The sequence below is a fragment of the Luteimicrobium album genome (assembly GCF_030161555.1).
Classification (GTDB): domain Bacteria; phylum Actinomycetota; class Actinomycetes; order Actinomycetales; family Cellulomonadaceae; genus Luteimicrobium; species Luteimicrobium album.
On the sequence record NZ_BSUK01000001.1, the window covers coordinates 2,211,052 to 2,234,169 of the forward strand.

Annotated in this window: 22 protein-coding genes and 2 pseudogenes; 13 read left to right on the forward strand and 11 right to left on the reverse strand. The window is 73.7% G+C overall.

The window, feature by feature from the left end; all coding sequences use genetic code 11:
- The first annotated feature begins 119 nt into the window (after nucleotides 1-119).
- The 5 genes and pseudogenes from QQK45_RS11485 to QQK45_RS11505 all read left to right on the forward strand — a co-directional run bounded on the left by QQK45_RS11485 (nucleotide 120) and on the right by QQK45_RS11505 (nucleotide 3,904).
- Nucleotides 120-1,216: pseudogene (locus QQK45_RS11485) on the forward strand (anhydro-N-acetylmuramic acid kinase).
- Entirely contained in the window at nucleotides 1,213-2,124 is a 912-nt protein-coding gene (locus QQK45_RS11490; RefSeq protein ID WP_284293363.1) for an N-acetylglucosamine kinase, read from the forward strand. The pseudogene QQK45_RS11485 and the gene QQK45_RS11490 overlap by 4 nt, the downstream one beginning before the upstream one ends.
- Nucleotides 2,125-2,436: 312 nt before the next feature.
- Nucleotides 2,437-2,796 (forward strand): annotated as a pseudogene (locus QQK45_RS11495) (N-acetylmuramic acid 6-phosphate etherase); the annotation flags it as partial.
- 71 nt (nucleotides 2,797-2,867) lie between these two features.
- Complete coding sequence (locus QQK45_RS11500; RefSeq protein WP_284293364.1) at nucleotides 2,868-3,041, forward strand: hypothetical protein; 174 nt, start codon at nucleotides 2,868-2,870, stop codon at nucleotides 3,039-3,041.
- Nucleotides 3,038-3,904 (forward strand): MurR/RpiR family transcriptional regulator, encoded by an 867-nt coding sequence (locus QQK45_RS11505; RefSeq protein ID WP_284293365.1) that lies wholly within the window; start codon nucleotides 3,038-3,040, stop codon nucleotides 3,902-3,904. The genes QQK45_RS11500 and QQK45_RS11505 overlap by 4 nt, the downstream gene beginning before the upstream one ends.
- Nucleotides 3,905-3,915: 11 nt before the next feature.
- Here QQK45_RS11505 and QQK45_RS11510 read toward each other — a convergent pair whose 3' ends face one another.
- The 4 genes from QQK45_RS11510 to QQK45_RS11525 all read right to left on the reverse strand — a co-directional run bounded on the left by QQK45_RS11510 (nucleotide 3,916) and on the right by QQK45_RS11525 (nucleotide 7,374).
- Nucleotides 3,916-4,911, reverse strand: a complete 996-nt coding sequence (locus QQK45_RS11510) for an SDR family oxidoreductase (RefSeq protein WP_284293366.1) — start codon at nucleotides 4,909-4,911, stop codon at nucleotides 3,916-3,918.
- Between the two features lie 57 nt (nucleotides 4,912-4,968).
- Nucleotides 4,969-5,472 (reverse strand): DUF6198 family protein, encoded by a 504-nt coding sequence (locus QQK45_RS11515; RefSeq protein ID WP_284293367.1) that lies wholly within the window; start codon nucleotides 5,470-5,472, stop codon nucleotides 4,969-4,971.
- 140 nt (nucleotides 5,473-5,612) lie between these two features.
- Nucleotides 5,613-6,614, reverse strand: a complete 1,002-nt coding sequence (locus tag QQK45_RS11520; protein ID WP_284293368.1) for a glycosyltransferase — start codon at nucleotides 6,612-6,614, stop codon at nucleotides 5,613-5,615.
- A 169-nt stretch (nucleotides 6,615-6,783) separates the two neighbouring features.
- On the reverse strand, nucleotides 6,784-7,374 hold the full coding sequence (locus QQK45_RS11525; protein WP_284293369.1) for a uridine kinase family protein: 591 nt from the start codon (nucleotides 7,372-7,374) through the stop codon (nucleotides 6,784-6,786).
- Nucleotides 7,375-7,514: 140 nt separating this feature from the next.
- Between QQK45_RS11525 and QQK45_RS11530 the strand changes: the two genes are divergently transcribed.
- The 7 genes from QQK45_RS11530 (at nucleotide 7,515) to QQK45_RS11560 (ending at nucleotide 13,991) form a co-directional block, all read left to right on the forward strand.
- Nucleotides 7,515-8,312 (forward strand): HAD family hydrolase, encoded by a 798-nt coding sequence (locus QQK45_RS11530; protein WP_284293370.1) that lies wholly within the window; start codon nucleotides 7,515-7,517, stop codon nucleotides 8,310-8,312.
- A gap of 56 nt (nucleotides 8,313-8,368) precedes the next feature.
- On the forward strand, nucleotides 8,369-9,412 hold the full coding sequence (gene phnD, locus QQK45_RS11535) for a phosphate/phosphite/phosphonate ABC transporter substrate-binding protein (protein ID WP_284293371.1): 1,044 nt from the start codon (nucleotides 8,369-8,371) through the stop codon (nucleotides 9,410-9,412).
- Nucleotides 9,413-9,522: 110 nt separating this feature from the next.
- Nucleotides 9,523-10,401: a phosphonate ABC transporter ATP-binding protein gene (phnC, locus tag QQK45_RS11540; RefSeq protein ID WP_284293372.1), complete on the forward strand. Its 879-nt coding sequence runs from the start codon at nucleotides 9,523-9,525 to the stop codon at nucleotides 10,399-10,401.
- Nucleotides 10,398-11,228: a phosphonate ABC transporter, permease protein PhnE gene (gene phnE / locus QQK45_RS11545; RefSeq protein WP_284293374.1), complete on the forward strand. Its 831-nt coding sequence runs from the start codon at nucleotides 10,398-10,400 to the stop codon at nucleotides 11,226-11,228. Before phnC ends, phnE (QQK45_RS11545) begins: the two co-directional genes overlap by 4 nt.
- Nucleotides 11,225-12,160 (forward strand): phosphonate ABC transporter, permease protein PhnE, encoded by a 936-nt coding sequence (gene phnE / locus QQK45_RS11550; protein WP_284293375.1) that lies wholly within the window; start codon nucleotides 11,225-11,227, stop codon nucleotides 12,158-12,160. The genes phnE (QQK45_RS11545) and phnE (QQK45_RS11550) overlap by 4 nt, the downstream gene beginning before the upstream one ends.
- Nucleotides 12,157-13,059, forward strand: a complete 903-nt coding sequence (locus QQK45_RS11555) for a metallophosphoesterase (protein WP_284293376.1) — start codon at nucleotides 12,157-12,159, stop codon at nucleotides 13,057-13,059. The genes phnE (QQK45_RS11550) and QQK45_RS11555 overlap by 4 nt, the downstream gene beginning before the upstream one ends.
- Nucleotides 13,056-13,991: a MurR/RpiR family transcriptional regulator gene (locus QQK45_RS11560; RefSeq protein ID WP_284293377.1), complete on the forward strand. Its 936-nt coding sequence runs from the start codon at nucleotides 13,056-13,058 to the stop codon at nucleotides 13,989-13,991. Before QQK45_RS11555 ends, QQK45_RS11560 begins: the two co-directional genes overlap by 4 nt.
- A 296-nt stretch (nucleotides 13,992-14,287) precedes the next feature.
- Here the strand turns inward: QQK45_RS11560 and QQK45_RS11565 are convergent, their stop codons facing one another.
- The 3 genes from QQK45_RS11565 to QQK45_RS11575 form a co-directional block, all read right to left on the reverse strand.
- Nucleotides 14,288-15,418, reverse strand: coding sequence for a Gfo/Idh/MocA family protein (locus QQK45_RS11565; protein WP_284293378.1), 1,131 nt, complete (start codon nucleotides 15,416-15,418; stop codon nucleotides 14,288-14,290).
- On the reverse strand, nucleotides 15,415-15,750 hold the full coding sequence (locus QQK45_RS11570; protein ID WP_284293380.1) for a hypothetical protein: 336 nt from the start codon (nucleotides 15,748-15,750) through the stop codon (nucleotides 15,415-15,417). Before QQK45_RS11570 ends, QQK45_RS11565 begins: the two co-directional genes overlap by 4 nt.
- Nucleotides 15,751-15,893: 143 nt before the next feature.
- Nucleotides 15,894-16,094: a type 1 periplasmic-binding domain-containing protein gene (locus QQK45_RS11575; RefSeq protein WP_284293381.1), complete on the reverse strand. Its 201-nt coding sequence runs from the start codon at nucleotides 16,092-16,094 to the stop codon at nucleotides 15,894-15,896.
- A gap of 447 nt (nucleotides 16,095-16,541) precedes the next feature.
- Here QQK45_RS11575 and QQK45_RS11580 point away from each other — a divergent pair, with 447 nt between their 5' ends.
- Complete coding sequence (locus QQK45_RS11580) at nucleotides 16,542-17,573, forward strand: 3-oxoacyl-[acyl-carrier-protein] synthase III C-terminal domain-containing protein (protein ID WP_284293383.1); 1,032 nt, start codon at nucleotides 16,542-16,544, stop codon at nucleotides 17,571-17,573.
- Between the two features lie 103 nt (nucleotides 17,574-17,676).
- Here QQK45_RS11580 and QQK45_RS11585 read toward each other — a convergent pair whose 3' ends face one another.
- From QQK45_RS11585 to QQK45_RS22270, 4 genes are all read right to left on the reverse strand, one after another.
- Nucleotides 17,677-20,277, reverse strand: coding sequence for a discoidin domain-containing protein (locus tag QQK45_RS11585; RefSeq protein ID WP_284293384.1), 2,601 nt, complete (start codon nucleotides 20,275-20,277; stop codon nucleotides 17,677-17,679).
- A gap of 296 nt (nucleotides 20,278-20,573) precedes the next feature.
- On the reverse strand, nucleotides 20,574-21,401 hold the full coding sequence (locus QQK45_RS11590; protein WP_284293385.1) for a DUF1996 domain-containing protein: 828 nt from the start codon (nucleotides 21,399-21,401) through the stop codon (nucleotides 20,574-20,576).
- A 17-nt stretch (nucleotides 21,402-21,418) separates the two neighbouring features.
- Nucleotides 21,419-22,084, reverse strand: coding sequence for a discoidin domain-containing protein (locus QQK45_RS11595; RefSeq protein ID WP_284293386.1), 666 nt, complete (start codon nucleotides 22,082-22,084; stop codon nucleotides 21,419-21,421).
- A gap of 76 nt (nucleotides 22,085-22,160) precedes the next feature.
- Nucleotides 22,161-23,030, reverse strand: a complete 870-nt coding sequence (locus QQK45_RS22270; RefSeq protein ID WP_348525357.1) for a discoidin domain-containing protein — start codon at nucleotides 23,028-23,030, stop codon at nucleotides 22,161-22,163.
- Nucleotides 23,031-23,118: the final 88 nt, after the last annotated feature.

Here is a 23,118-nt window from a genome sequence, read left to right on the forward strand (position 1 = left end):
GACGGGATCGACGCGGCGATCGTCGAGGTCGCGGCGTCGGGGAGCGGCGTCGCCCCGCGCTGGACGTGCGCGTCGTGGACGTGCGGACCGTGCCGTGGGAGCCCGCGGCGCGCGAGGTCGTGCTCGACGCCGTCGAGGGCGGCCCGGTCGACCCGGCCGGCTGGTGCCGGCTCGAGACGACGGTCGGGCAGGCGCTCGCCGCCGCGGGCCGCGCGGTCGTCGCCGGGGCCGGACCCGTGGACCTCGTGGTCTCGCCCGGCCAGACGGTCTTCCACGGGGTCGAGGACGGCCGCACCTGGGGCACGCTCCAGGTGGGGCAGCCCGCGTGGCTGGCCGAGGCGCTGACCACGCCCGTGCTGTTCGACGTGCGCGTCGCGGACGTCGCGGCCGGGGAGCGGGGGCCCCGCTCATCGCCGCGTTCGACCGGCTCTGGCTGCGGGACCTCGCCGCCGCCGCCGGGCCCGGCGGCGTCGCGACGCTCAACCTCGGCGGGATCGCGAACGTCCAGCGCGTGCGGCCGGACGGTGTCGACGCGTTCGACACCGGGCCGGGCAACGGGCTGCTCGACGGCGTCGTCCGGCGGGCGACGGGTCGCCCCTACGACGCCGACGGCGCCCTGGCGAGGGCCGGGCGCGTCGACGAGACGCTGCTCGCCGCGCTGCTCGACCACCCCTACCTCCACCGTCCGCCGACGACGACGGGCCGGGAGACCTTCTCGCTCGCCGTCGTCGACGCCGCGCTGGACCGGGTGCGCGCCGAGGGCCGGCAGGTCGGGCTCGAGGACCAGTGCGCGACGCTCGTCGAGCTGACCGCGCGCTCCGTCGCCGGGGGCGTCGCCGGCCTCGCCACCGCCCGTGTGGGGGCGCCGGGGCTCGTGATCGGGTCGGGCGGCGGCATGCGGAACCCCGCGCTCGTCGCGGCGCTGCGCTCGGCGTTCGACCGGGAACTCGGCACCGGCACGGTACGGCTCGAGTCCAGCGCGGCCCACGGGATCGACCCCGACGCGCGCGAGGCCGTGATGTTCGCCGTCCTCGGGTACCTGTCCGCACGCCGGCTCCCGCTCGACCTCCCGACGCGCACCTCCGGGCAGCCGCGGGTCGCCGGGCACCTCGCGGGCTGGGCGTTCGGAGGGGCCGCGTTCCGGGACGCGCTGGCCGAGGGAATCGACGACGTCGCCGGCCTCACCGTGACGAGCGGTGCGGGGGTGGCGTCGTGACCCGCGTCGTCGGGGTCGACCTCGGCAAGACGACGTGCCGGGTCGTGGCGCGCGACGGCGACGACGTACGCGCGGGCGAGGCTCCCGGCGCGCCGGGGCTCGCGTCGCCGGACGGCGTCGCCCGCGCCCTGGAGTCGGTGCTCGCCGCGCTGGGGGCGGCGGGCGCCGGCACTCCGGAGGCGCTCGGCGTCGGGGCCGCAGGTGCGCTCGCGGCCCCCGACGCCGCCGGCCGGCTCGCGGCCGAGCTCGCCGCGGCCTGCGGGACACGCGTCGCCGTCACGTCCGACGCGACGGTCGCGCACGCCGGCGTCTTCGGCGGCCGTGCGGGGACCGTCGTGGCGGTGGGCACCGGCACCGTGCTCGTCGCGCTCGACGACGCCGGGACGCTCCGGACGCTCGACGGCTGGGGGCCCTGGCTCGGTGACGACGGCAGCGGCGCGTGGCTCGGCCGCGCCGGCCTGCGCGCAGTGCTCCGGGCGGCCGAGGGCCGCGGCGACCCGACCGTGCTGACGGAGCGGGCGCGCCTGTGGGGCGGCGAGCCCGCGGCGCTCCCGGGCCTCGTCGCCGGGGCCGATGCACCCGCCCGCACCCTCGCGTCGTTCGCGCCCGACGTGCTGGCCGCCGCACGCGACGGCGACCAGGTCGCCCGGACGGTCGTCGACGACGCCGTCCGCGTCGTCGCCGACGTGTGCGCCCACGCCGCAGCGCCCTACGCGCTCCTCGGCGGGATCGCGACCAGCGAGCCGTACGCGTCGGCGCTGCGGGACGCGCTCGGGCCGGACCGCGCGGTCGACCCCGCCCCGCCCGACGACGCACGCCTCGAGCCCGCCCTCCGGGGCGCGCTGCTCCTCGCGACCGACCCCACGACCCCCTACGAGAGGACGGTGAGCCGCCGTGACCCGGTCTGACCGCATCGCCCGCCTGCGCACCGAGCTGGAGGGCCTCACGACCGAGCACGCCGCCGCGGAGTTCGCCGACCTGGACGTCCTGCCCACCCGGGACGCCGTCCGGGTCATGCTCGACGACGGCCGCCAGGTCGCCGACGCCGTCCTCGCCCGCGCCGACGACATCGCGCGCGCGGTGGACCTCGTCGCCGACCGGATGCAGCGCGGCGGCCGCCTCATCTACCTCGGCGCCGGCACGCCCGGGCGGCTCGGCGTGCTCGACGCGAGCGAGATCCCCCGACGTTCGGCCTCGACCCGAGCCGCGTCGTCGGGATCATCGCGGGCGGGCCGTCCGCCCTGGTCAGCTCGATCGAGGGCGCCGAGGACGACGCCGCCCTGGGCGCCGCCGACCTCGAGGCCGCCCACCTGGGCCCGGACGACGTCGTCGTCGGGATCACCGCGTCCGGGCGCACGCCGTACGTCGTCGGCGGGCTCACGCACGCCCGGACCCTCGGGGCGGGGACCGTGGCCGTCGCCTGCAACAGCGGGACGCCCGTCGCGGCGCTCGCGGACGTGGGGATCGAGGTCGTCGTCGGGCCCGAGGTCGTGGCCGGGTCGACCCGCCTCAAGGCGGGCACCGCGCAGAAGCTCGTGCTCAACGCGATCTCGACCGTGACGATGATCCGGCTCGGCAAGACCTACGCCGGGCACATGGTGGACCTGCAGACGTCCAACGAGAAGCTCCGCGCCCGGGGGAGCGGACGGTCATGCTGGTCACCGGAGTGGACGAAGACACGGCGCGTGCCGCGCTGCGTGCCACCGACGGGGCGGTCAAGGCTGCCATCCTGGTCTCCATGAAGGACCTGACAGGTCAGCAGGCGCTGGACCTGCTCGCGGCGCACGGCGGCCGCCTGCGCGACGCGCTCGAGGCGACCGCGTGACCGACGTCCTGCTCGAGATCCGGCGCTCGCTCGAGGCGCCGCGCGCGGCCGAGGCCCGGGTCGCGCAGCTCGTCGCGGGCAACCCCGAGATCGTCGCGGCGTCGACCATCACCGAGATCGCGCGCGAGTCGGGCGCGTCGCAGGCGACGGTCGCCCGCTACTGCCAGACGCTCGGGTACCGGGGGTACCGGGACTTCCGGCTGGCGGTCGTCGAGGCGCTGTCGCGCGAGGGCGCCGCGCGCGACCACTTCCACATCGACGACGCCGAGATCGACCCCACCGACACCACGGCCGAGACCGTGGCCAAGGTGGTGTTCCAGGAGGTCCAGGCGCTGCGCGCGCTCGGGGACCAGCTCGACGTAGCGGCCGTCGACCGGGTCGTCGAGGCGCTTCTCGGCGCGAGGCGCGTCGAGCTCTACGGCGCCGGGGCGTCGGGGCTCGCGGCGCAGGACCTGTTCCAGAAGCTGTCGCGCGTCCGGTTCGCCGTCGGCTGCTCGTCCGACGTGCACCAGACGCTCGCGCAGGTCGCGCTCCTCGAGCCGGGCGACGTCGCGATCGGGTTCACGCACTCCGGGGCGACGCACGAGACCCTCGACGTGCTCGCCGCCGCCCGAGCCGCGGGCGCCACGACCGTCGCCGTCACCAACGGCACCGGGACGTCCGTCGACCGGCACGCCGACGTCGTCCTCACCACGCAGGTCCGCGAGAGCCTGTTCCGGGCCGGCGCCATGGTGAGCCGGACGGCGCAGCTCGCGATCGTCGACATCCTGTTCGTGCGCGTCGTGCAGAAGAGCTTCGACACGTCCGCGGACGCCCTCCGCCGCACCTACGAGGCCGTGGCCCCGCACCGCCCCGCCCACTGACTACTTCGCGGTCAGATCGCGCGGGCGTGGGCGACCAGGCGGTCGGAGAGCGCGTCGAACGCGGGATCCACGTCCTGGTAGTGCGGGTGCGCGTCGAACCAGGCGATCTGCTCGACGGCGCCCTCGTCGTAGGTCGTGGTGGTCCGGAACTCCGGGACGAGCGCGCGGACCTTCGCGTTGTCGAAGACCATCGAGTGCGCCTTGTCGCCCAGCAGCCCAGGGCCGTGCTCGGGGGCGGCGAGGGCGATCGTCTCGGACGCGACGTGCACGAGCTCCGGCTCGACGCCGGCCGCCTGCCCGAGCCACGTGTACACCTGGTCCCAGGTGGGCGTGTGGTCGCCGGTCAGCGTGAACGCCTCGCCGGTCGCGGCGGGGTGGCCGAGCAGCCCCTCGAGCCCGACGGCGACGTCCTTCGCGTGCGTGAGCGTCCACAGGCTCGTGCCGTCCCCGTGCACGACGACGGGCTTGCCGGCCCGCATGCGGGCGACGTCGGTCCAGCCGCCCGTCGTGGGGAGGATGGTGCGGTCGTAGGTGTGCGAGGGCCGGATGATCGTGGCCGGGAAGCCGCGGTCGCGGTAGGCGGCGACGAGTAGGTCCTCGCAGGCCGCCTTGTCGCGCGAGTACTGCCAGAACGGGTTGCGCAGCGGCGTCGACTCCGTCACGGGCAGGCGCGACGGCGGCTTCTGGTACGCCGACGCCGAGCTGATGAACACGTACTGGCCGACCCGCCCGTCGAACCGCTCGACATCCGCGGCGACGTGCTCGGTCGTGAACGCCATGAACTGCGCGACGACGTCGAACTCCTCGCCACCGAGCGCGGCGTCGAGCGACGCGGGGTCGCGCAGGTCGCCGGTGAGGCGGCGGACGTCGTCGGGCAGGGGGCGCAGGGTCGTGGTGCCGCGGTTGAGGACGGTCACGTGGTGCCCCGCCTCGACCGCGCGCTGCACGGTCGCCGCGGAGATCACGCCGCTGCCGCCGAGGAACAGGATGCGCTTCGTCGCAGTCATGGGCCGATCATCGCACCTGCACGGGGTCCGCTCGCAACGATTCGACCCGCGGCCGGCTCACGTCGACGCCGCGGGCTCCCGCGGGTCCGGCAGGAGACGGTGGAGCAGCGGCGTGTTGACCTCCCGCGTGAAGAAGTCGATCAGGGGACCGGCGAAGAACGCGGTCATCACGGTCCCGACCCCTACCGGGCCTCCGAGCACGATCGCGAGACCCACGAACAGCAGGTCCTGCGCGACGCGCACCACGCGGTACAGTGCCCCGGTCCGGTCGACGACGATCGGGGCGATCGCGTCGTAGGGCGCCGTCCCGATCCCGGCGGTCATGTACGCCGACGCGCCCGCGGTGAAGAGCACGATCACGACCACCACGAGCAGCACCGCGTTCACGAGGAGCTGGTAGAGACCGAGGTGCGAGTTCGAGGCGGTGAACGGGTCGACCCCGACGTCGGCGCTGAGCAGCACCGCCGACCCCACGGCCAGCACGGCCACACCCGCCAGGGCCCAGAGCGCCCGGAGCGCGAGCTCGCCCGGCGGCATGGTCGGGCGGCGTCCGCTCGTCATGAGGGCACGCTAGGCGCTCCTTGTCGACCCGGCGACCGCGGCGGGCGCCCCGGCCCACGCCACCCGCTCGACGACGCCCGCGTACGACGCGACCATCCTCGTGCGGCTGAACCGGGACCGGCTGCGCTGGAGCGCGGGCGTCAGCTCGTCGCGCCGGGCGACCCCTCGGCCCACCCGGCGGCGACCGCCTCCGGGTCGCGCGCGACGACGAGGCCGATCCCCTCGACGATCCGGGCGCTGTCGCCCACGTCGGTCGCGACGGGCACCGCCCCGCACATCGCGCCCTCGATGAGGCACAGCGGCGCCGCCTCGCCGAACGACGACGTGAGCGCCACGACGTCGGCGATCGCGAGCACCGACGGCACGTCGTGGCGCACCCCGAGCAGGTGGAGCCGGTCGAGGAGGTCGGGCCGGTCGCCGAACGCCCGCGCGACGTCGTCCGCGAGCCCTGGGTTCGCGAGGCTCATCCCGGCGCCGCACGCGACGACGTGGGCGCCGTCGTCGGCGGCGAGGTGCACGCGCGCGGCCGCGAGGAACAGCGGGACGTCCTTCATCGTGTCGTACCGGGCCGCGAGCACGACGACGGACGCGTCCACCGGGATCCCGGTGCGGACCCGCAGCGTCGCACGTCGCCCGCGCCCCGCCGGCCGGAACCGCAGCAGGTCGACTCCGTTCGGGACCACCGTGAGCAGGTGCTCGGGCACGCCCGCTGCCGCGTACGCGTCGCGCGTCGCGTAGGCACAGCACACGGCCGCCGCGAGCCGGCCCGACGACGCAGCCTCCAGCAGGTCCGCGAGCCCGCGTCCCGAGTGCTCGGGGTCCGACCGGTGCAGGCACGCCACGACCGGCGCGTCCCCGAACGCGTCCGTGGCGACGAGCCGGAGCGGCTGCTCCTTGAGCGTGAGGATCACGTCGGACGTCGCGGCGAGCCGGGCGGCGCGGGCGAGCTCGGCCGTGTCGAAGGGCCGGTTCGCGGGGTCGTCCCAGCCGCGGCCCAGCGACGACACCGGCACCCCGGCACGACGCAGCGCCTGGTAGCGGGGGTCGTCGACCATGCGCTGGCGCAGGCTCTCGCGCTGCACCTCGCGATGGATCGCGAGGACGCGATGGGACTGCGTCCCGCCGGCGTGCAGGCCGGTCACCACGCTCGTGTGCAGCGCGCGCGCCCACCGCTGAAGAACCCTTCGTACACGGACAGCACCCGCACGGGTCTCGTCGTCATGCGGTGAGCATGCGGGCGCCCGGTTGCCGCTGGATGACGGGCCCGTGACGGCTGCGTCAACGCTCGACGGTGCCGGCGGCGCCGCGTGGCTACCGGGTGGGGAGGAGGGCGCGGATCGCGCGCTCGGCCTCGGCGGGGCTCATGGGCCGGCACCCGAGGGCGACCCACCTCTGGACGAGGGCGGGCTCGGCGCGCAGGAGCGCCCATCCGCGGCGCAGCAGCGTGACGGGCGGCTTGCGCATCTCGCCGAGGTCGCGCAGCAGCCGGTACCAGGCGGTGACGACGCGCGGTCGGCGCAGGCAGATGGCGTCCGCGAGGATCCCCTCGGTCCGGCAGGCCTCGACGAGCTCGGCGGCGAAGATGCCCTCCGCGACGACCAGCGGCGCTCCGGAGGCGTCGAGCTGCGTCGTGCCGGTGCGCCGCGACGTGGAGATGTCGTAGACGGGGACCTCGGTGTGGCCGTCGCGGCAGAGCCGCTCGAGGGCCGCGAGGGCGGCGGCGCCGTCCCAGCTCGCGGGGTCGTCCCAGTCGACGATGCCGAAGCGGTGGGGCAGGTCGGGGTGGTCGAGGTCGAGGTAGAAGTCGTCGAGCGCGACGACGGGCAGCCCGAGCCGACGGGTGAGCGACGTCTTTCCCGAGCCCGAGGCCCCCGTGAGCAGGACGACGCGGCGGGCCGGCACGCGGGCGCCGTCGGGCAGGGGAAGAGGGCGGGCTCGCTCACCGTCGCATTGTCTCAGCGGAGTTAACGATCCGTGAACAGTTGTTCCATGGAAGCAGATTTCGTGAACGGAACGTCCACGAGGGGTCTAGCATCGCTGGCGTGAACCGCCCCGCCGTGCTCCTGCTCGACTTCGACGGCACCGTCTGCGTCGGCGACGGCCCTGTCCGCGCCTACGCGGACGCCGTCGTGACCGCTGTCCTCGACGCCGCCACCACCGACGCCGCCACGAACGACGCCCACAGTGCCGCGGGACAATCCTTCTCCGACGACCTGCGCCAGGGGCTCGAGGCGTATCTCGACTCCGCCGCCGTCGCGGCGGTCTCCGACGTTTCCGGCGAGGAGCCGCCCGTCGACGGGTACGCCGCCGTCGCCGCGCTCGCCGCCCGCCACGCGACCCCCGCCCAGCTCGACGCCGCGTACACCGCGTCGCGCGAGGCGCTCGCGATGTCGGGCCTCGAGGTCGCGGCCCCGGACGGCCTCGTCGCCCTGCTCGACGAGCTCGGCCCGCACGTGGAGCGGGTCCTCGTCACCAACGCCCCCGCGCGCGGCGTCCACGAGACCCTCGCGAGGCTCGGCCTCGCGGACGTGCTCGACGACGTCGTCACCGAGGCAGCCAAGCCCGCGGGCTGGGACCGCATCCTCCCCGCGTACCTCGCCGGCCGGCCCACCGAGGCCGTGCTCGCCGTCGGCGACGTGTGGCGCAACGACGTCGAGCCCCCGCTCGCCGCCGGCTGTGCGACCGCGCTCATCGACCGTTTCGGTCACCGCCCCGGGCCCGCGCACGCGGCCGCCCGGACCTTCGAGGAGCTCTACCCGGCGATCCGGGAGTGGGCGGCCGACCCGGCCGGGTTCGTCGCCCGCCACGCGCCCGTCGTCCACGAGCTCACCGCCGCCTGACCCACCCGAACAGCAACCCCCGTCACCCCGGCGGGACAGAACAGAACGGGAACGCCATGAACATCGCACGTGCACGACTCGCGGGGCTCGTCGGCGCCGCGGCGCTCGCCACGTCCCTCGTCCTCGCCGGCTGCGGCGCGTCCCAGGAGGACGCGTCGTCGGGCGGCGGCTCGGGCTCCGGGACCACGGGCGCGTCCGCGCCCTGCACCGGCAAGTCCGACGACGGCGCCAAGGACCCGACCGGCCTCACCCTCGCGCTGGTCCCGTCGGGCGACGCGAAGAAGCTCGTCGAGACGGTCAAGCCGCTCGAGGAGGCGCTGACGTCGCGCCTCGGTATCCCCGTCAAGGGCGTCATCACGCAGGACTACCAGGCCGCGGTCGAGGCGATCGGCTCGAACCAGGCCCAGATCGGCATGCTGCCGAGCCTGCAGATGAGCCAGGCCTGCGACAAGTACGGGGCCGTCCCCGCGCTGCAGACGCAGCGCAACGGCAAGTCCACCTACGCGGCGCAGTTCATGACGAACAACCCCGACAAGTACTGCTCCGACACCCCCGTCAAGGGCGAGAACGGGATGCTGTACTGCAACGGGACCGAGTCCGGGACGGGCCCCGCGGGTCTCGACTCGCTGCCCAAGATCAAGGGCGCGACCGTCTCGCTGCTCCAGGCCGCGTCGCCGGCCGGCTACATCTTCCCGGTGGCCGCCATGAAGAAGGCCGGCATCGACGTCGACAAGGACGTCAAGGTCGTCCAGGTGACCGCGAACGACGCGAGCGTCCTGGCCGTCTACAACGGTGACGCCGAGGTCGGGACGAGCTACTGGGACGCGCGCAGCGTCGTCGAGGGCGACACCCCCGACGTCGGCAGCAAGGTCGTCGTGTTCGCGCTGACCGACGAGATCCCCAACGACGGGGTGTCGATCTCGGCCGGCCTGAGCAAGACGTGGCAGACCAAGATCGCGGACGCGATGAAGGACTACGCCTCCACGCCCGAGGGCGTGAAGGCTCTGACGGCGATCTACCAGATCACCGGTCTCGTCGACGCCGACCCGGCCGCGCTGAGCGAGACTCAGCAGGCGGCCGCGTCGATCGGCCTCGGCTGACACAGCCGGACCGGGTCCGGGCGGTGCGGCGACCACAAGTCGCCGACGTCGCCCGGCCCGGCCGGTGCCGGGCCGCGCGGCCCGGAACGGCTTTCAGGAAGGAAGACCCCATGAGCGGGGAGCAGTTCGAGGGTGCCGGCTTGCGGACCCGGACCGGCGCGGGCATCCGCTTCGAGCACGTGAACGTCACGTACCCGAACGGCTACCAGGGCCTGCGCGACGTGTCGCTGACCATCGAGCCGGGGGAGATGGTCGCGGTCGTCGGGCTCTCGGGCGCGGGCAAGTCCACGCTCGTGCGGACCATCAACGGGCTGGTCCCGATCACGTCGGGCGAGATCACCGTGGGTGACGTCTCCGACGGCGGCCCGGCCGACGGCGCGGCGGCCGGGGCGACCTACCGCCTCTCCGCCCTGCGTGGCGCGGCCCAGCGCCGGCTGCGCAGCGAGGTCGGGATGGTCTTCCAGAGCTTCAACCTCGCGCGCCGGACGACGGTCCTCAACAACGTGCTCGTCGGCCGCCTGCACCACACGCCGACATGGCGCAGCCTCCTGGGCGCGTGGCGCGCCGACGACGTCGAGCTCGCCATGCAGGCGCTCGAGCGGGTCGAGATCGTCCAGAAGGCGTACTCGAACGCGTCCGAGCTCTCGGGCGGGCAGCAGCAGCGGGTCGCGATCGCGCGCACGCTCGCCCAGCAGCCCCGCGTGATCCTCGCGGACGAGCCCGTCGCGTCGCTCGACCCGCCCACCTCGCACGTGGTCATGCGGGACCTGCAGCGCATCAACGCCGACCTCGGGATCACGGTCGTCGTGAACCTGCACTTCCTCGACCTGGCCCGCCGCTACGGGCAGCGGATGATCGGACTGCGCGCGGGCGAGGTCGTCTACGACGGCCCGGCCGCCGACGCCGACGAGTCGACGCTCGAGGAGATCTACGGCCGCTCGCTCACCGCGGAGGACGTGCTCGACGCCCCGCCGGCGGTGCTCGAGTGAGCGCCGTCGCGGCGCCCGGCGCCTCGGCCGCGCGGCTGCCCGGAGCGGGCGCACGGCCGAGCAGGCCCCGCCGCTGGCCCGCGCGCGTCGTCGTGCTCGCGGTCCTCGTCGCGATCACGGCGTGGTCGTGGGTCGCGGTCGACGTCGACCTCGCGGTCATCGCGCACAACTTCAGCAACGCCCAGAACACCCTCGTCCAGCTCTTCCAGCCCGACTACTCGTTCTTCGGCGAGACGCTCCAGCCGCTGCTCGAGACCATCCAGATGGCCGTGATCGGCACGGCCGTCGGGTGCGCGGTCTCGCTGCCGCTGTCGTTCCTCGCCTCGCGCGCGACCAACCCGAACGGCCCGCTGCTCGGGTTCGTGCGGACCGTGATGAACGTCGTCCGGTCGATCCCCGACCTGCTCTACGCGTCGATCTTCGTGACGGTCGTCGGCACGGGCGCGCTGTCCGGCGTGCTGTCCCTGTTCCTGTTCAACCTCGGGATCATGGTCAAGCTGATCTCCGAGGCGCTCGACGGCGTGGACCGCGGCGGGCAGGAGGCCGCGCTCGCGTCCGGCGCCACGTGGCTCCAGGCCGACCGCGCCGCGATGCTCCCCGAGGTCGCGCCGCAGTACGTCTCGCAGACCATCTACGTGCTCGAGCTCAACATCCGCGCGTCGACCGTGATCGGCCTCGTCGGGGCCGGTGGCCTCGGCATGCTCATCGACCGGGTGCGGACGTTCTACCAGTACCACTACCTGTCGCTCGTGATCCTCGAGATCCTCGTGCTGGTCCTCCTGCTCGAGCTCCTCAGCTCGGCCGTCCGGAAGAGGCTCGTCCGGTGAGCGCCGCCCCGACCCTCGTGGCCCCCGGCCGCGCGACGACGCAGGACCGGCCCCGCAAGCCCGCGAACGTCACGCGCAAGGCGCTCTGGCTGGTCGTGGTGGCCGTCGTCGTCGCCGCGTTCTGGGGCGTCGACATCTCGTGGGGCGCCCTGTGGGACATGCCGGGCAAGCTCTGGCACTACCTCGGGCTGATGTTCCTGCCGCCCGCGTGGTCGAAGCTCCCCGACGCGCTGTCCGCGACCATGCTGTCGGTCGCGATGGCCTGGTTCGGCACGGCGCTCGGCGTCGTGATCTCGTTCCCGCTCAGCCTGCTCGCGACGCGCGGCCTCGCGCCCGTCGCCGTGCGCTGGCCGCTGCGGGCCGTGTTCGCGCTGCTCCGTGCGGTCCCCGAGGTCGTCATCGCGGTCCTCATGCTCTCCGTGACCGGCCTGACCGCGTTCACCGGCGCGCTCGCCATCGCGATCGGGTCCGTCGGCACGCTCGGCAAGTGGGGCTACGAGGCGTTCGAGGCCGTCGACGGCGGCGCGACGGAGGCCGCGACCGCGGCCGGGGCGTCGCGCGCCCAGGTCATGCGGTGGGGTGTGTGGCCGAACGCCGCGCCCGAGGTCCTCGCGTTCTGGCTCTACCGGTTCGAGATCTCCGTGCGCGCGTCCGCGATCCTCGGCCTCATCGGCGCCGGCGGCATCGGCAAGATGCTCATCGACAACATCCAGTTCCGCGTGTGGGACGTCGTCGGCATCCTCATGATCGTCGTCGTGGTCGTCACGATGCTCATCGACCAGATCTCCGGGACGGTGCGGCACCGCATCATCACCGGGCGCTGGGAGGTGCCCGTCGTGACGGCGCTGCGCCGCAGGTCGGCCCGCGCGGCCCGGCTCGAGGCTTCACCCAGCATCCTCGAGGACGACAGCAGGTCGGGGACCGTAGGGTGACCGACGTGCGCCCCCTGCGGATCCTCCACGTCTCCGACACCCACCTGCTCGGCGACGGGACCCGCCACTACGGCGTCGTCGACACCGCGGCCGCGCTGCGCTCCGTGCTCGAGCGCGCGTCGACCGTCACCGACGTGGACGCCGTCGTGCTGTCGGGCGACCTGTCCGACGACGGCACACCCGCCTCGTACCGAACCCTCCTCGAGCTCGTCGAACCCTGGGCGGCCGAGCGTGGCGCCGTCGTCGTGCCGGCCATGGGGAACCACGACCTCGCCGCCGGGTTCGAGGAGGTGCTGGGGGAGCGCGAGCGCACGGTGCTCGTCCGGGGCTTCCGGATCGTCACCGTCGACACCTCCGTCCCCGGCGCCGGGTACGGGCGGCTCGACCCGGCCCAGCTCGAGCGGCTGCGCCGGGCCCTCGCCGGGCTCGAGGACCCGGATCGCGACACGTGGCCCGAGGACACGACCCACGTGCCGATCCGCCGGACCGTCGGGGTGCTGCACCACCCGCCCGTCCCGGCGCGCTCGGCGCTCCTCGCGGCGCTCGAGCTGCAGGACCCGGGCCCGCTCCTCGAGGCCTGCGAGGCGTCCGGCGTGGTGAGCGTCGTGCTCGCCGGGCACTACCACCACGCGCTCGCGACGACGGCCGGTCGCGTCCCGGTGGTCGTCGCGCCCGGCGTCGCGAACTCGTCGGACCCGCTCGCGCCGTGCGGGCACGAGCGCGCGGACGTCGGGTCCGGCTTCGCAGTCGTCGACGTCCGCGACGACGGCGAGGTGACCGTGGTGTTCGTGCCCGTCCCGCACGCGTCCGACGTCGCCGACGGCACCGAGCTCTTCGACCTCGGACCCGACGAGGTCGCGCGGATCGCCGCCGCCGCGGGTCCCGGGGCGACGTCGTGACGCCGTCGCGACCGGGCGAGGTCATCGCGACCATCCGCTCGCTGCTGCCGTCGCTCCTGCCCACCGAGCAGGCCGTCGCGCAGGTGCTCCTCGCCCGGTCCGCCGAGATCGTCGAGCTCAGCTCGCAGCAGGTCGCGGAGCTCGCGGGCGCGTCGCGCGCGACCGTCGTCCGGACCTGCCAGAGCCTCGGCTTCTCGGGCTACCAGCAGCTCCGCGTGCTCCTCGCGCGCGACGCCGCGGTCGCCGCGACCGCGCACGACGGCACCGGGTCGGCCACGCGGACGGGCTCGCCCACGGCCGACGACGGCACGCCCGGCGCCCGTCCGGCCGCTGCGGGCAGCGGGTCGGCCCGCACGCCGTCGGGAATCGTCGAGGACACGTTCCGACAGGTCGCGGCTGGCGTCGTCGGGATGGTCGCGCTGCTCGACGGGGACGAGGTGGCGCGGGCCGTCGAGGCGATCGCGACCGCGCGGCGCGTCGTCGTCGTCGGGAACGGGCTGTCGGGGCCGCTCGCGCTCGACGCCGCCGCCCGCCTGACCGGTGCGGGTCGGCCGGCCGAGGCGCCGTTCGACGTCATCAACCAGCAGATCACCGCGCGCCTCCTCGCGCCCGAGGACGTGCTGCTCGTCATCTCGGGCTCGGGCTCCAACGCCGCGAGCCTGCGCTCCGCGGACGCGGCCGTCGCCGCGGGGGCGACCGTGATCGCGGTGACCGCGTTCGCCCGGAGCCCGCTCACGCAGCTCGCAGGCACCAACCTCGTGGTCACCATGCCGGACCTCACGTTCCGGGACGAGATCACCCTCGCGTCCCGGCTGCCGCAGGCGATCCTCGTCGAGGGCCTGGTGGCCGCGGTCACCGCGCGCCTGGGGGAGTCGGCCGTGCGCGCGAAGGCGCTCGCGCTCGACGCGATCAGCGACAACCTCGCCGAGTAGCGCCCGCCCTTCGCGAGGTCGTACGGCGGCCGGTCTACTTCGCGAGGATCAGAGGGGACGCCGGCGTCCTTGGCGAGGTCGGCGTAGGTCTGCTCGCCGTCCGTCGCCTCGTCGAACTGGTACGCGCCGCTGACCTCGTCGACGTGCAGGCTCCCCGCCTTGACGCGGTCGGGGGTCCAGCCCACCTCGCGGAGGGCGGCGAGCTCGTTCTCGAGCTGCTCGCGGCTCATGCGGATGCCATCGCTCATGGGTCGAAGGTAGCGCCGACGACCCGGCCCGCGCGGCGTCCGTGCGGGTCAGGGCCGGGTCGCCCAGGGCGCGCCGAGCTCGGTGAACGTGCGCTGCTCGCGGGCGACGCGCTCGCACCACGCGGCGACGTCGTGCACGACGGGGTGGCGCTCGTCGCCCGCGCCCACCCAGGTCACGTGGTCGGCGCCGACGACGCGCGGCTCGGGGGCGGTGCGGACCGCCTCGAGCACGCGCATGAAGGCGCCCGTGTCGGAGACGTCGCACAGCAGGCGGTGGCCGTCCTGGCGCGCCCCGAGCAGGTCGGTCAGGAGGTCGCTCCGGTCGCCGCGGATCGTCCGCTCCCCGCCCGGCCCGGACACCACGGCCTCGTCGCGCTCGTAGCGGAGCGTGATCTCGCCGTCCGTCCCGCGCAGGAGGACGCGTGCGAGCTCCTGCTCGGGTGCGCACAGCGTGAAGCCGAAGCCCACGGGCAGGCCCGTCGCGGTGGTCACCCGGACGGACGACGTGTCGTCCGCCTCGATCGGGTTCGCGTGGTACAGGTCCGTGACCACGTCGGTGACGTCCTCGGTGCGGGTTGCGCCCACGACGTGCAGCGTCGTCGCGACGGCGTGCGCGAGAGGGTTGGTCACGACGCCGTCGACGACGTCGCGCCCGTCGAGCGTCCGGCGTCCGGCCCAGGCCGACCGGGCCCAGTACCCGTCGGTGCGTGTCCAGGCGCCCACCGCGCCCGCCCCGACGAGCTCCCCGATCTCACCGCCCGCGACCGCCTCGCGGACCGCCGCGAGCGCGCCCGACCCGAACGTCTGGAAGCCCACCTGGCACAGCCGACCCGTGTCACGGGCGACCGCCACGAGCTCCGCGTGCTCGGCGAGCGAGGCCGCCGTCGGCTTCTCCACGAGGACGTCCGCGCCCGCTCGGAGGGCCTGGGTCGCGAGCGGGACGTGCGTCGGGATCGGGGTGCAGACCACGACGACGTCGGGCACCTCGCGCTCCAGCAGCTCGTCGAGCGAGGCGAACCAGGGCACGGCGTGGACGGCATCGGGGTCGGAGGCGCGCGGCGGTGCCGTGTCGACGACGGCGACGAGCCGGGCCGTCCCAGCGGCCTCGAGCGCCGCGAGGCGCGGGAGGTACGTCGCGCCGTACCCCCGGAAGCCGACAAGAGCGACGGACGCGGTCACCAGGGGTTCCTCCGGTTCTGACGGGCGAGCCACCACGCTGCGGCGCGCCTCCCGGTGCGCGTCCAGAGCAGGCGGTCCAGCATCTGATCCACCGCGAGCCAGAGCGCGAAGACGATCGCGGCCCAGATCCAGCCGAACCGCGGGAGGAGGACGAGGACGAGGACAGCGAGCCCGGCCGTCCAGAAGGTCCATGACAGCCAGCCACGGATGCGCCCCTCCGTGCGTCGTCGGGCCTCATCAGCAGGGTCCGCGCCGTCGTGCACCGGGCGCATGTTCCCGGGCGCGGGCGAGCTCGCGCGCGAGGGCTCGGGCGTACTGGCGGTGCCGGACACCACGCCTCCCGATGACGGTGCTGACTGTTCGACGCGAGCGTACTGCCTGCTCAGCGCCACCCGCGCGGACCGGTCACCGTCGGCGAACGGAGCGTCGCCGCGGGCGTCGGGGCGGAGGACCGCTCCCGGCCCACCCACCCGAGTCACGTCACGATCGGGCGACGGCGGCTCAGCGCAGCGGGGATGTGGCCTCCCGCACGACGACTCGGTCGCGCGGTCGAGCGACCGAACACGGCCGTGTGGCGGTCGGGCCGCGAGAGCAGCTCGACGCCGTGCCGGAACCCGCCGTCGACGTAGAAGTTGCCAAGCTGCACGAGCTCGGGGTCGACCCCGCGACCGGACATGGCACCCGGCAGGCCGCGAGCGACGGCACGCAGAAGATCCCGTGCCGGTGGGGACCCACGCTCGCGGGGCTCGCCCGTTCCGAGGCAGCGCAGCGCTCCGGCGGCGGCGTCCTCTCGCTCTCGCCGCCTGGACCGCGTTCGTCGGGAGCGCCGGTACCCCCGACGCCGCGGTCGCGGCTCTGCTCGCGCTCCCCGCGCTCCTTTCCGCCGGGCTGGTTCGGGGGCGGCCGAGCCACCCGCCGACCATGGTGCTGTCCGCATGTTCGGCGCGGGGATCCTGAGCCGAACGTCGCACCCGGCGAACGCGTTGTCGCACTCGGTGCTCGGGGCGTTGCACTCGGCGAGAGCCCGCTCGCCAAGCCCGATCTGTACACCCGAACGTGCTGCCGGGGTACGGGTCGGACCGCGAGGTTTGGGCCTGAGCCTCCTGTCCGGGATGATCGGACCATGCCCTCGCTGCGCACCGTCACCGGCTCCGCAGGCACGCGCCTCCTCGGGCTCGGCCACCACCAGCCGGAGAAGATCCTCACCAACGACGACATCGCCAAGCTCGTCGACACCAACGACGAGTGGATCCGGTCCCGCACCGGCATCGTCACGCGACACGTCGCCGCCGTCGACGTCACCGTCGCCGACATGGCCGCCGCGGCCGCGCAGCACGCGCTCGCGGACGCGCAGGTGCCCGGCGAGGACGTCGACCTCGTCATCGTCGCCACGACCACCGCCCGCGACTCGAGCCCGAACACGGCCGGCCGCGTCGCCTACGCCCTGCGCACCGGCCACGTCCCCGTGCGCGGGGGCAGCGGCAAGGCGGCGCCGGAGTCGCTGCGCGGAGTCGTGGGCCCGGGGATCATCGACATCAACACGGCGTGCTCGGGCTTCGCCTACGGCGTGGGGCTCGCCGACCAGGCGATCCGTGCCGGCTCCGCCCGCACCGCCGTCGTCGTCGGCGCCGAGAAGCTCACCGCCGTGACCGACTGGGCGGACCGCAGCACCTGCATCCTCACCGCCGACGGCGCCGGCGCCGTCGTGCTGCAGGGCGCGGACGAGCCGGGCGTGGGCCCCGTGGTGTGGGGCTCCGAGCCCGAGATCGCGGAGTCGGTGCGCATCGAAGCACCCGTGGACCGGTTCTCCCAGGACGGCGCCACCGTGTTCAAGTGGGCGATCTCGCAGGCCGCGGAACGGGCGCGGCGCATCCTGGACCGGTCGGGGCTGCAGCCCGAGGACATCGAGGTGCTGGTCGCGCACCAGGCCAACCTGCGCATCATCGAGCCCCTCGCGAAGAGCCTGGGCCTCACGGACAAGATCGTCGTCACGGACATCACCGAGTCCGGCAACACGTCCGCCGCGAGCATCCCGCTCGGGCTGTCGAAGTGGTGGCACGGCGGGAAGATCCCCGGCGGCGTCCCCGCCCTGCTGTTCGGGTTCGGCGGGGGTTTCACGTGGGCCGGTCAGGTCGTCCTGACGCCGGAGTGCTGACCCCCGGCCGCAAGACGGTGGCCGCAGACGAACGAACCGCCGGAATCCGTCGCCCCGCGAGAGCGAGAGCAACGGATTCCGGCGGTTCGTGTCCTGCCGAGGATCAGCCTCCGTACGACGTGACCGTCGCCGGCACCGTGTCCGTGCCCGCAGCGCGCGGGCCGGTGCCGTTGATCACGTGCGCGTACGAGCCCTGCCCGCCGAGCGACACGGTCGAGATCGAGTGCAGCTTCACGCCGGGGGCGTTCGGCACCTCGAAGCCGTTCGTGACCTCGATGGACGGGTCGGTCGTGAAGACGCAGTACGACCCGAGCCCCCACGCCTCGTGCTGGGTGACGCCGTCGGCGACCTTGTAGGCGGCGTACCCGACCTCGCCGTCGTGCGACCAGGCGGCCGCGCTCGGCGGGTCGTAGGGGAGCTCGTTCTGGAAGAAGATCGTGCGTCCCCGGTTGCCGTTCCAGAGCACGTTGTACTTCTGGAAGTGCTCCACGAACAGGCCGTACGCGTTCACGTCGTCACCGTTGACCACGAGGCCGTAGTCCGCGGTGTTCGACGTCCAGCCGGCGCCGGCGCCGTGGTCGGCCCGCCAGTCCCAGATGTGGTCGATGATCGTGTCGTCGGCGTTCACGATGATGCCGTTGTCGGTCTTGCCGGCGACGACGCCGCCCACGCGGATGAAGACGTCCTGCAGGGACTGCGGGTCGGCCGCGTGGTCGGTGTGCTTGCCGGAGTCGCCGAGCTCGACGACGGCGTGCGACTTCGTGGTGCCCTGGTCGAACAGGAGCCCGGCGATCTTGATGCCGGACACGTCGGCGGTCTTGAGCCCGACGACCCCGTTCTCGGGGATGATCGTCGCCATGCCGAGGCCCAGGAGGACCGTGTCGGGCCGGGTGACGTTCAGCGTCTGGTCGAGGTGGTAGACGCCCGGCGCGAACAGGATGTTCAGGCCCTGGGCCAGCGCGGCGTTGAGGGTCGCGGCCGAGTCGCTGGCGTGCGCCAGGTAGAACGTGCTCAGGCTGAGCGAGCTGCCGGGCGTGTTCGGCCAGGTGGTGCCGGTCGTGCCGGAGCGCAGGCTCGGGACGAACACGGACCACTTCCCGTCCTTGAAGTACAGGTACGGCTTCTCACGGACCGTGCCGGTCGTGGCGAGCGTGGTCACCGCGGGCTTCGGGAACGACGTCGCGGGCACGCCCTGGTCACCCGAGAACACCTGGTTCCACAGGGCGCCGTCCCACGAGCCGACGGACGAGTCGCGCATGTACCACTGCTGCTGCGTGTACGACGTGACCGTGCCGTCGATCTTCGAGTCGGCGATGTACCCGCCGGACGCCCAGCCGTACGCGGACGAGTCGAGGGCGAGACCGCCCTTGACGTGCACGCGGCGCATGGGGGCCGCCTGCGCGGTGGCCCACCGGGCCTGGCCGGTCGACGGCGTGACGGCGAAGTTCTCGGCCGAACGCCAGAAGTTCTGCGTCGCGTTGCCGCCGAACCACTGCGCGTCGACCCAGACGCCGCCGTTGATGTTCACGTCGTCGGGGTTGAGACCGGCGCCGCTGATCGACGTGTAGAAGCCGATGTTCGCCTGGAGGTTGTACGTCCCGGGGAGGAACAGGAACTGGTCCCGCTCGTCGCCGAACTGGTTGGACTCCTGCCTGCTGAACACGTCGTTCACGGTGTTCTGGATGCCGGCCTGGTCGTCGGTCGGCTTGAACACGTGGACGTTCGGCCCGAAGTCCGGGTTCGCCGGGTCGGCTGCCTGCACGGTGCCTCCTTGGCCCGGATCGGTCGTGCCGCCGCCGTCACCGGGGTCGGTGGTGCCGCCCCCGCCGCCGGTGAGCACCTTGAGCTCCCACAGGGAGTAGCCGTAGCCCGTGCCGCGCGCCGAGCCGAGGACCCGGACGTACCGGCCCGAGCCGTCGACGTCGAGCTTCTGCGTGCCGCCCGTGCCCGTGGTCGTCTGGTAGATCGTCTTCCAGGTCGACGCGTCGCCCGAGGTCTGGACCTGGAACGCCTTGCCGTACGCCGTCTCCCAGTCGAGCTCGACGCCGCACACGTCCTGCGTGCTGCCGAGGTCGACCTGGAGCCACTGCGGGTCGGAGGCCGCGGACGACCACCGGGTGTCGGCCTTGCCGTCGACGGCGGCGCTCGCGGGCGTGCCGCCGTTCTCGGTCGACGACGCGGTGGCCGTCTTGCCGAGCGCGGCGTTCGTGTCGCAGGCGCCGCCGCCCGAGCCGCCGTCACCGGGGTCGGTCGTGCCGCCGTCGCCCGGGTCGGTGGTCCCGCCCGCGGTCCCGTAGACGCGGACCTCGTACAACGAGATCCCGTAGCCGGTGGCGCGGTGGGTGGACAGGACGCGCACGTACCGGCCGGAGCCGGAGACCGTGTCGGTGTCCTTGCCTCCGTCGGACGAGGTCGTCGCGTAGGCGTCGGTCCACGCCGATCCGTCGCCGGAGACCTGGATCTTGTAGCCGTCCGCGTACGCGCCCTCCCAGTCGAGCTCGACGCGCGACAGGGTGGCGGTGGCGCCGAGGTCGATCTGGAGCCACTGCCCGTCCTGGGCCGAGGACGACCAGCGGGTGCCCTCGTCGCCGTCCACGGCGTAGGCGGCCTTGTAGTAGTCGGCGTTCTCGAACGACGACGCGGTCGCCGCCTTGCCCTGCGACAGCAGGACCGGGTCGGCCGCGTGCGCCGCGCCGAGCGGCACGGACAGGACGCCGCACGTGAGGGCGCCGACGGCGGCCCCCGCGAGGAGCGTGCGTGCCCGCGTGGTCAGGGCACGGATGTGCCGGGATGAAGGGGGTGGTGCATGAGTGGCTCCTCCAAGGAGAGCCAGCCCTACCGAGGGTGCGTCCCGATCGGTGGTGCAGTCAGATCGTCGTCGAGCTGGTTGCGGATGGTCGGTGGTGCGCCGGCGAGCTCGTTCTCGCCACCGCGGTGAGTCTGTGCGTCACCGGGGCCCACGTCAAGGTGGTGTCCGCGACGTGGGCCCCGGGGGCCGGATCAGGTCAGGTTCGGCTGCCAGACGAGGTTGCCTGCGTCGTCGAGCACGGTGCCCGCCCACGGCTTGTAGATGTCGTTGCCGTGCGGCGTGCACTGGAGGCCACCGTCGATGCAGTGCTGCGTGAGTGCGGACAGGACCGTCTGGTCCCAGCCGTTCATGAAGTCGTAGTGCCAGTTCACGTTCATGACGGAGCCGTCCGGCATCGTCATGGGCGCGAGGTGGACACCCGTCATGTCGCCGCTCACGGGCCAGCTGATCTTCATCTCGATCATCGGGACCGCGACCGGGTGGTCGGTCGGGCACTCGCCGTCGACCGGGTACGCCATGTGGCTGCGGTGGTCGGCGGAGTCGAGGTGGACGCCGTCCCAGCAGCTCGGCGCCTGGTACCGCACGTTGAGCTGCGAGCCCGGCGCGCAGTAGGTGGGGATCGTCCAGTTCTTGGTCGAGTCCCCGCACTCCCAGCCCTCGACGGTGCCGGGCGCGTTCTTGAACTGGTCCTCGGTGAACATCGGGCTGCCCGCGTAGAACCGCAGCCCCGCCGGGAACGGGCGGACCTTCTTGTAGTCGATGATCCCCGACTTGTAGTAGATCGTCTGCAGGTCGGGCGAGATGACTTGGTTGTCACCGCGGTAGAGCGTCGGGAACCAGTAGGCCGACTTGTCCTGCGCGACGGTGCAGCTCGTGCCCGAGCCGTTCAGCAGCGTGTCCGGCGTCGACGACGCGTTCGTGTCGAGGTTCCCCATGAACGAGTGGTTGTGCGACGCGCCCGGCTGCCCCGGGAGGATGAGCGGGTCGTCGAACAGCGTGTGGTTCACGGTGCAGTTCATCTGGAACTCGTGGTGCGTCACCGTCGTGTCGGCGCCGGGGGCGCCTCGGGCAGCGGACGCGGGTTGTACGGCGCGGGATCCGTGCCGCCCGTGCCGAACACGTGCAGGCTGAAGATCGAGTACCCGTAGCCGGTGCCGCGCTGCGTGAACGCGAGACGCACGTAGCGCCCCGAGCCCGGCGCCGCCACCGTCTGGTTGCCGCCCGAGCCGTTCGTCACCGTCGCGACGGTGGTCCAGGCGCTGCCGTCGTCCGACGTCTGGACCGTGAACGCCTTGCCGTACGCGGCCTCCCAGTCGATGACGAGGTGGTCGATCGTGGCCGTCGAGCCGAGGTCGACCTTGATCCACTGGTCGTCGGACTGCTGGCTCGCCCAGCGGGTCGAGCCGTCGCCGTCGACCGCCTTGGACGCGACGTAGTCGTCGCCCTCGGCGGACGACGCGGACGCCGTCTTGCCCTGGGCGATGTCCGTCGCCTGGGCGTCGGCGGCCACGACCAGCGCCGCGTTCTGGGCGCTCGTGTCGGCCTGGGCCATGACGTGCCCCGCGTGCCCGACGTGCGCGAGCGCGCCCTGCGGGGTCGCGTTCGCGGACGTCGCGAGCGCGAGGGCGACCGCGGACGCCGCGGCGGCCAGCGCGGTCGCGGCGACGACGACGGCGCCGCGGTTGGTTCTCCTGGTGCGCATGGTGCTTCCTCCTGGTGCTTCCTGGTGGCCCGGTGCCCGGCGCGAGTGTGCCGGGCACCGGGTTGTTACCGGTCGGTCACTGGTAGATGCCCAGCTCGTACAGCGAGTACCCGTAGGCGGTGCCGCGCTGCGTCCCGTGGATCCGCACGTAGCGGCCGGACCCGGCGACGTCGAGCGTGTCCACCCCGCCGTCGCCGTCGGTCACGGTCTTGACCGTCGACCACGTGCTCCCGTCGTTCGAGACCTGGACCTGGTAGCCCTTGGCGAACGCGGACTCCCAGACGAGCTGCACGGCGTGGAACGACTGCACGGAGCCCAGGTCGACCTGGATCCACTCGTCGTCGTCCCAGTTGCTCGCCCAGCGCGTCGACAGGTCACCGTCGACGGCCTGGCCCGGGGACCAGTTGCCGTTGTACTGGTCGAAGGACGACGCCGTCGCCGTCTTGTGCAGGGCGATGTTCGTCCCCGCGACGGCCGGCGGCACGACGCGCATGTCGACGGTCTGGACGCCGACGTTGGAGTGGCCGTCCTCGGCCCAGACGTAGACCTTCCAGACGCCGGGTCGGCTGGGCGCGTCGATCTGGAAGACTCCCGGCGACGTCTGCGTGAACGGGACCTCCTGGGTGCCCGTCGCGCCGTCGATGCCGATCGAGTTGAGCGACGTGTGGTACGTGATCGCGTCGCCGTCGGGGTCTGTCACGTTCGCGTGGATCGTGGCCTTGGAGCCCACGGCCACCGCGCTCGCGTTGTCGATGCTCATCGACGCGAAGCGCGGCGGCGTGTTGACGCCGGGCTGCGCGGCGGACCCGCCGAACGCCTTGGCGACCGCGTAGTACGAGAGGCGCTTGTTGTCGCCGGGGATGACGTTGAACCAGACGCCGCCGTAGTCGCCCTCGATGCCGAAGTGGAACAGCGTGCCGCCGAGTGCGACACCCTGGTTGCTCATGAGGCACTTCCACGAGTTCGTGTAGCCGTTCGCGTTGTCCTGGTCGGTGCCCTGGTCGGGCAGGCCGAAGGCGTCCTTCGGTGCCTCC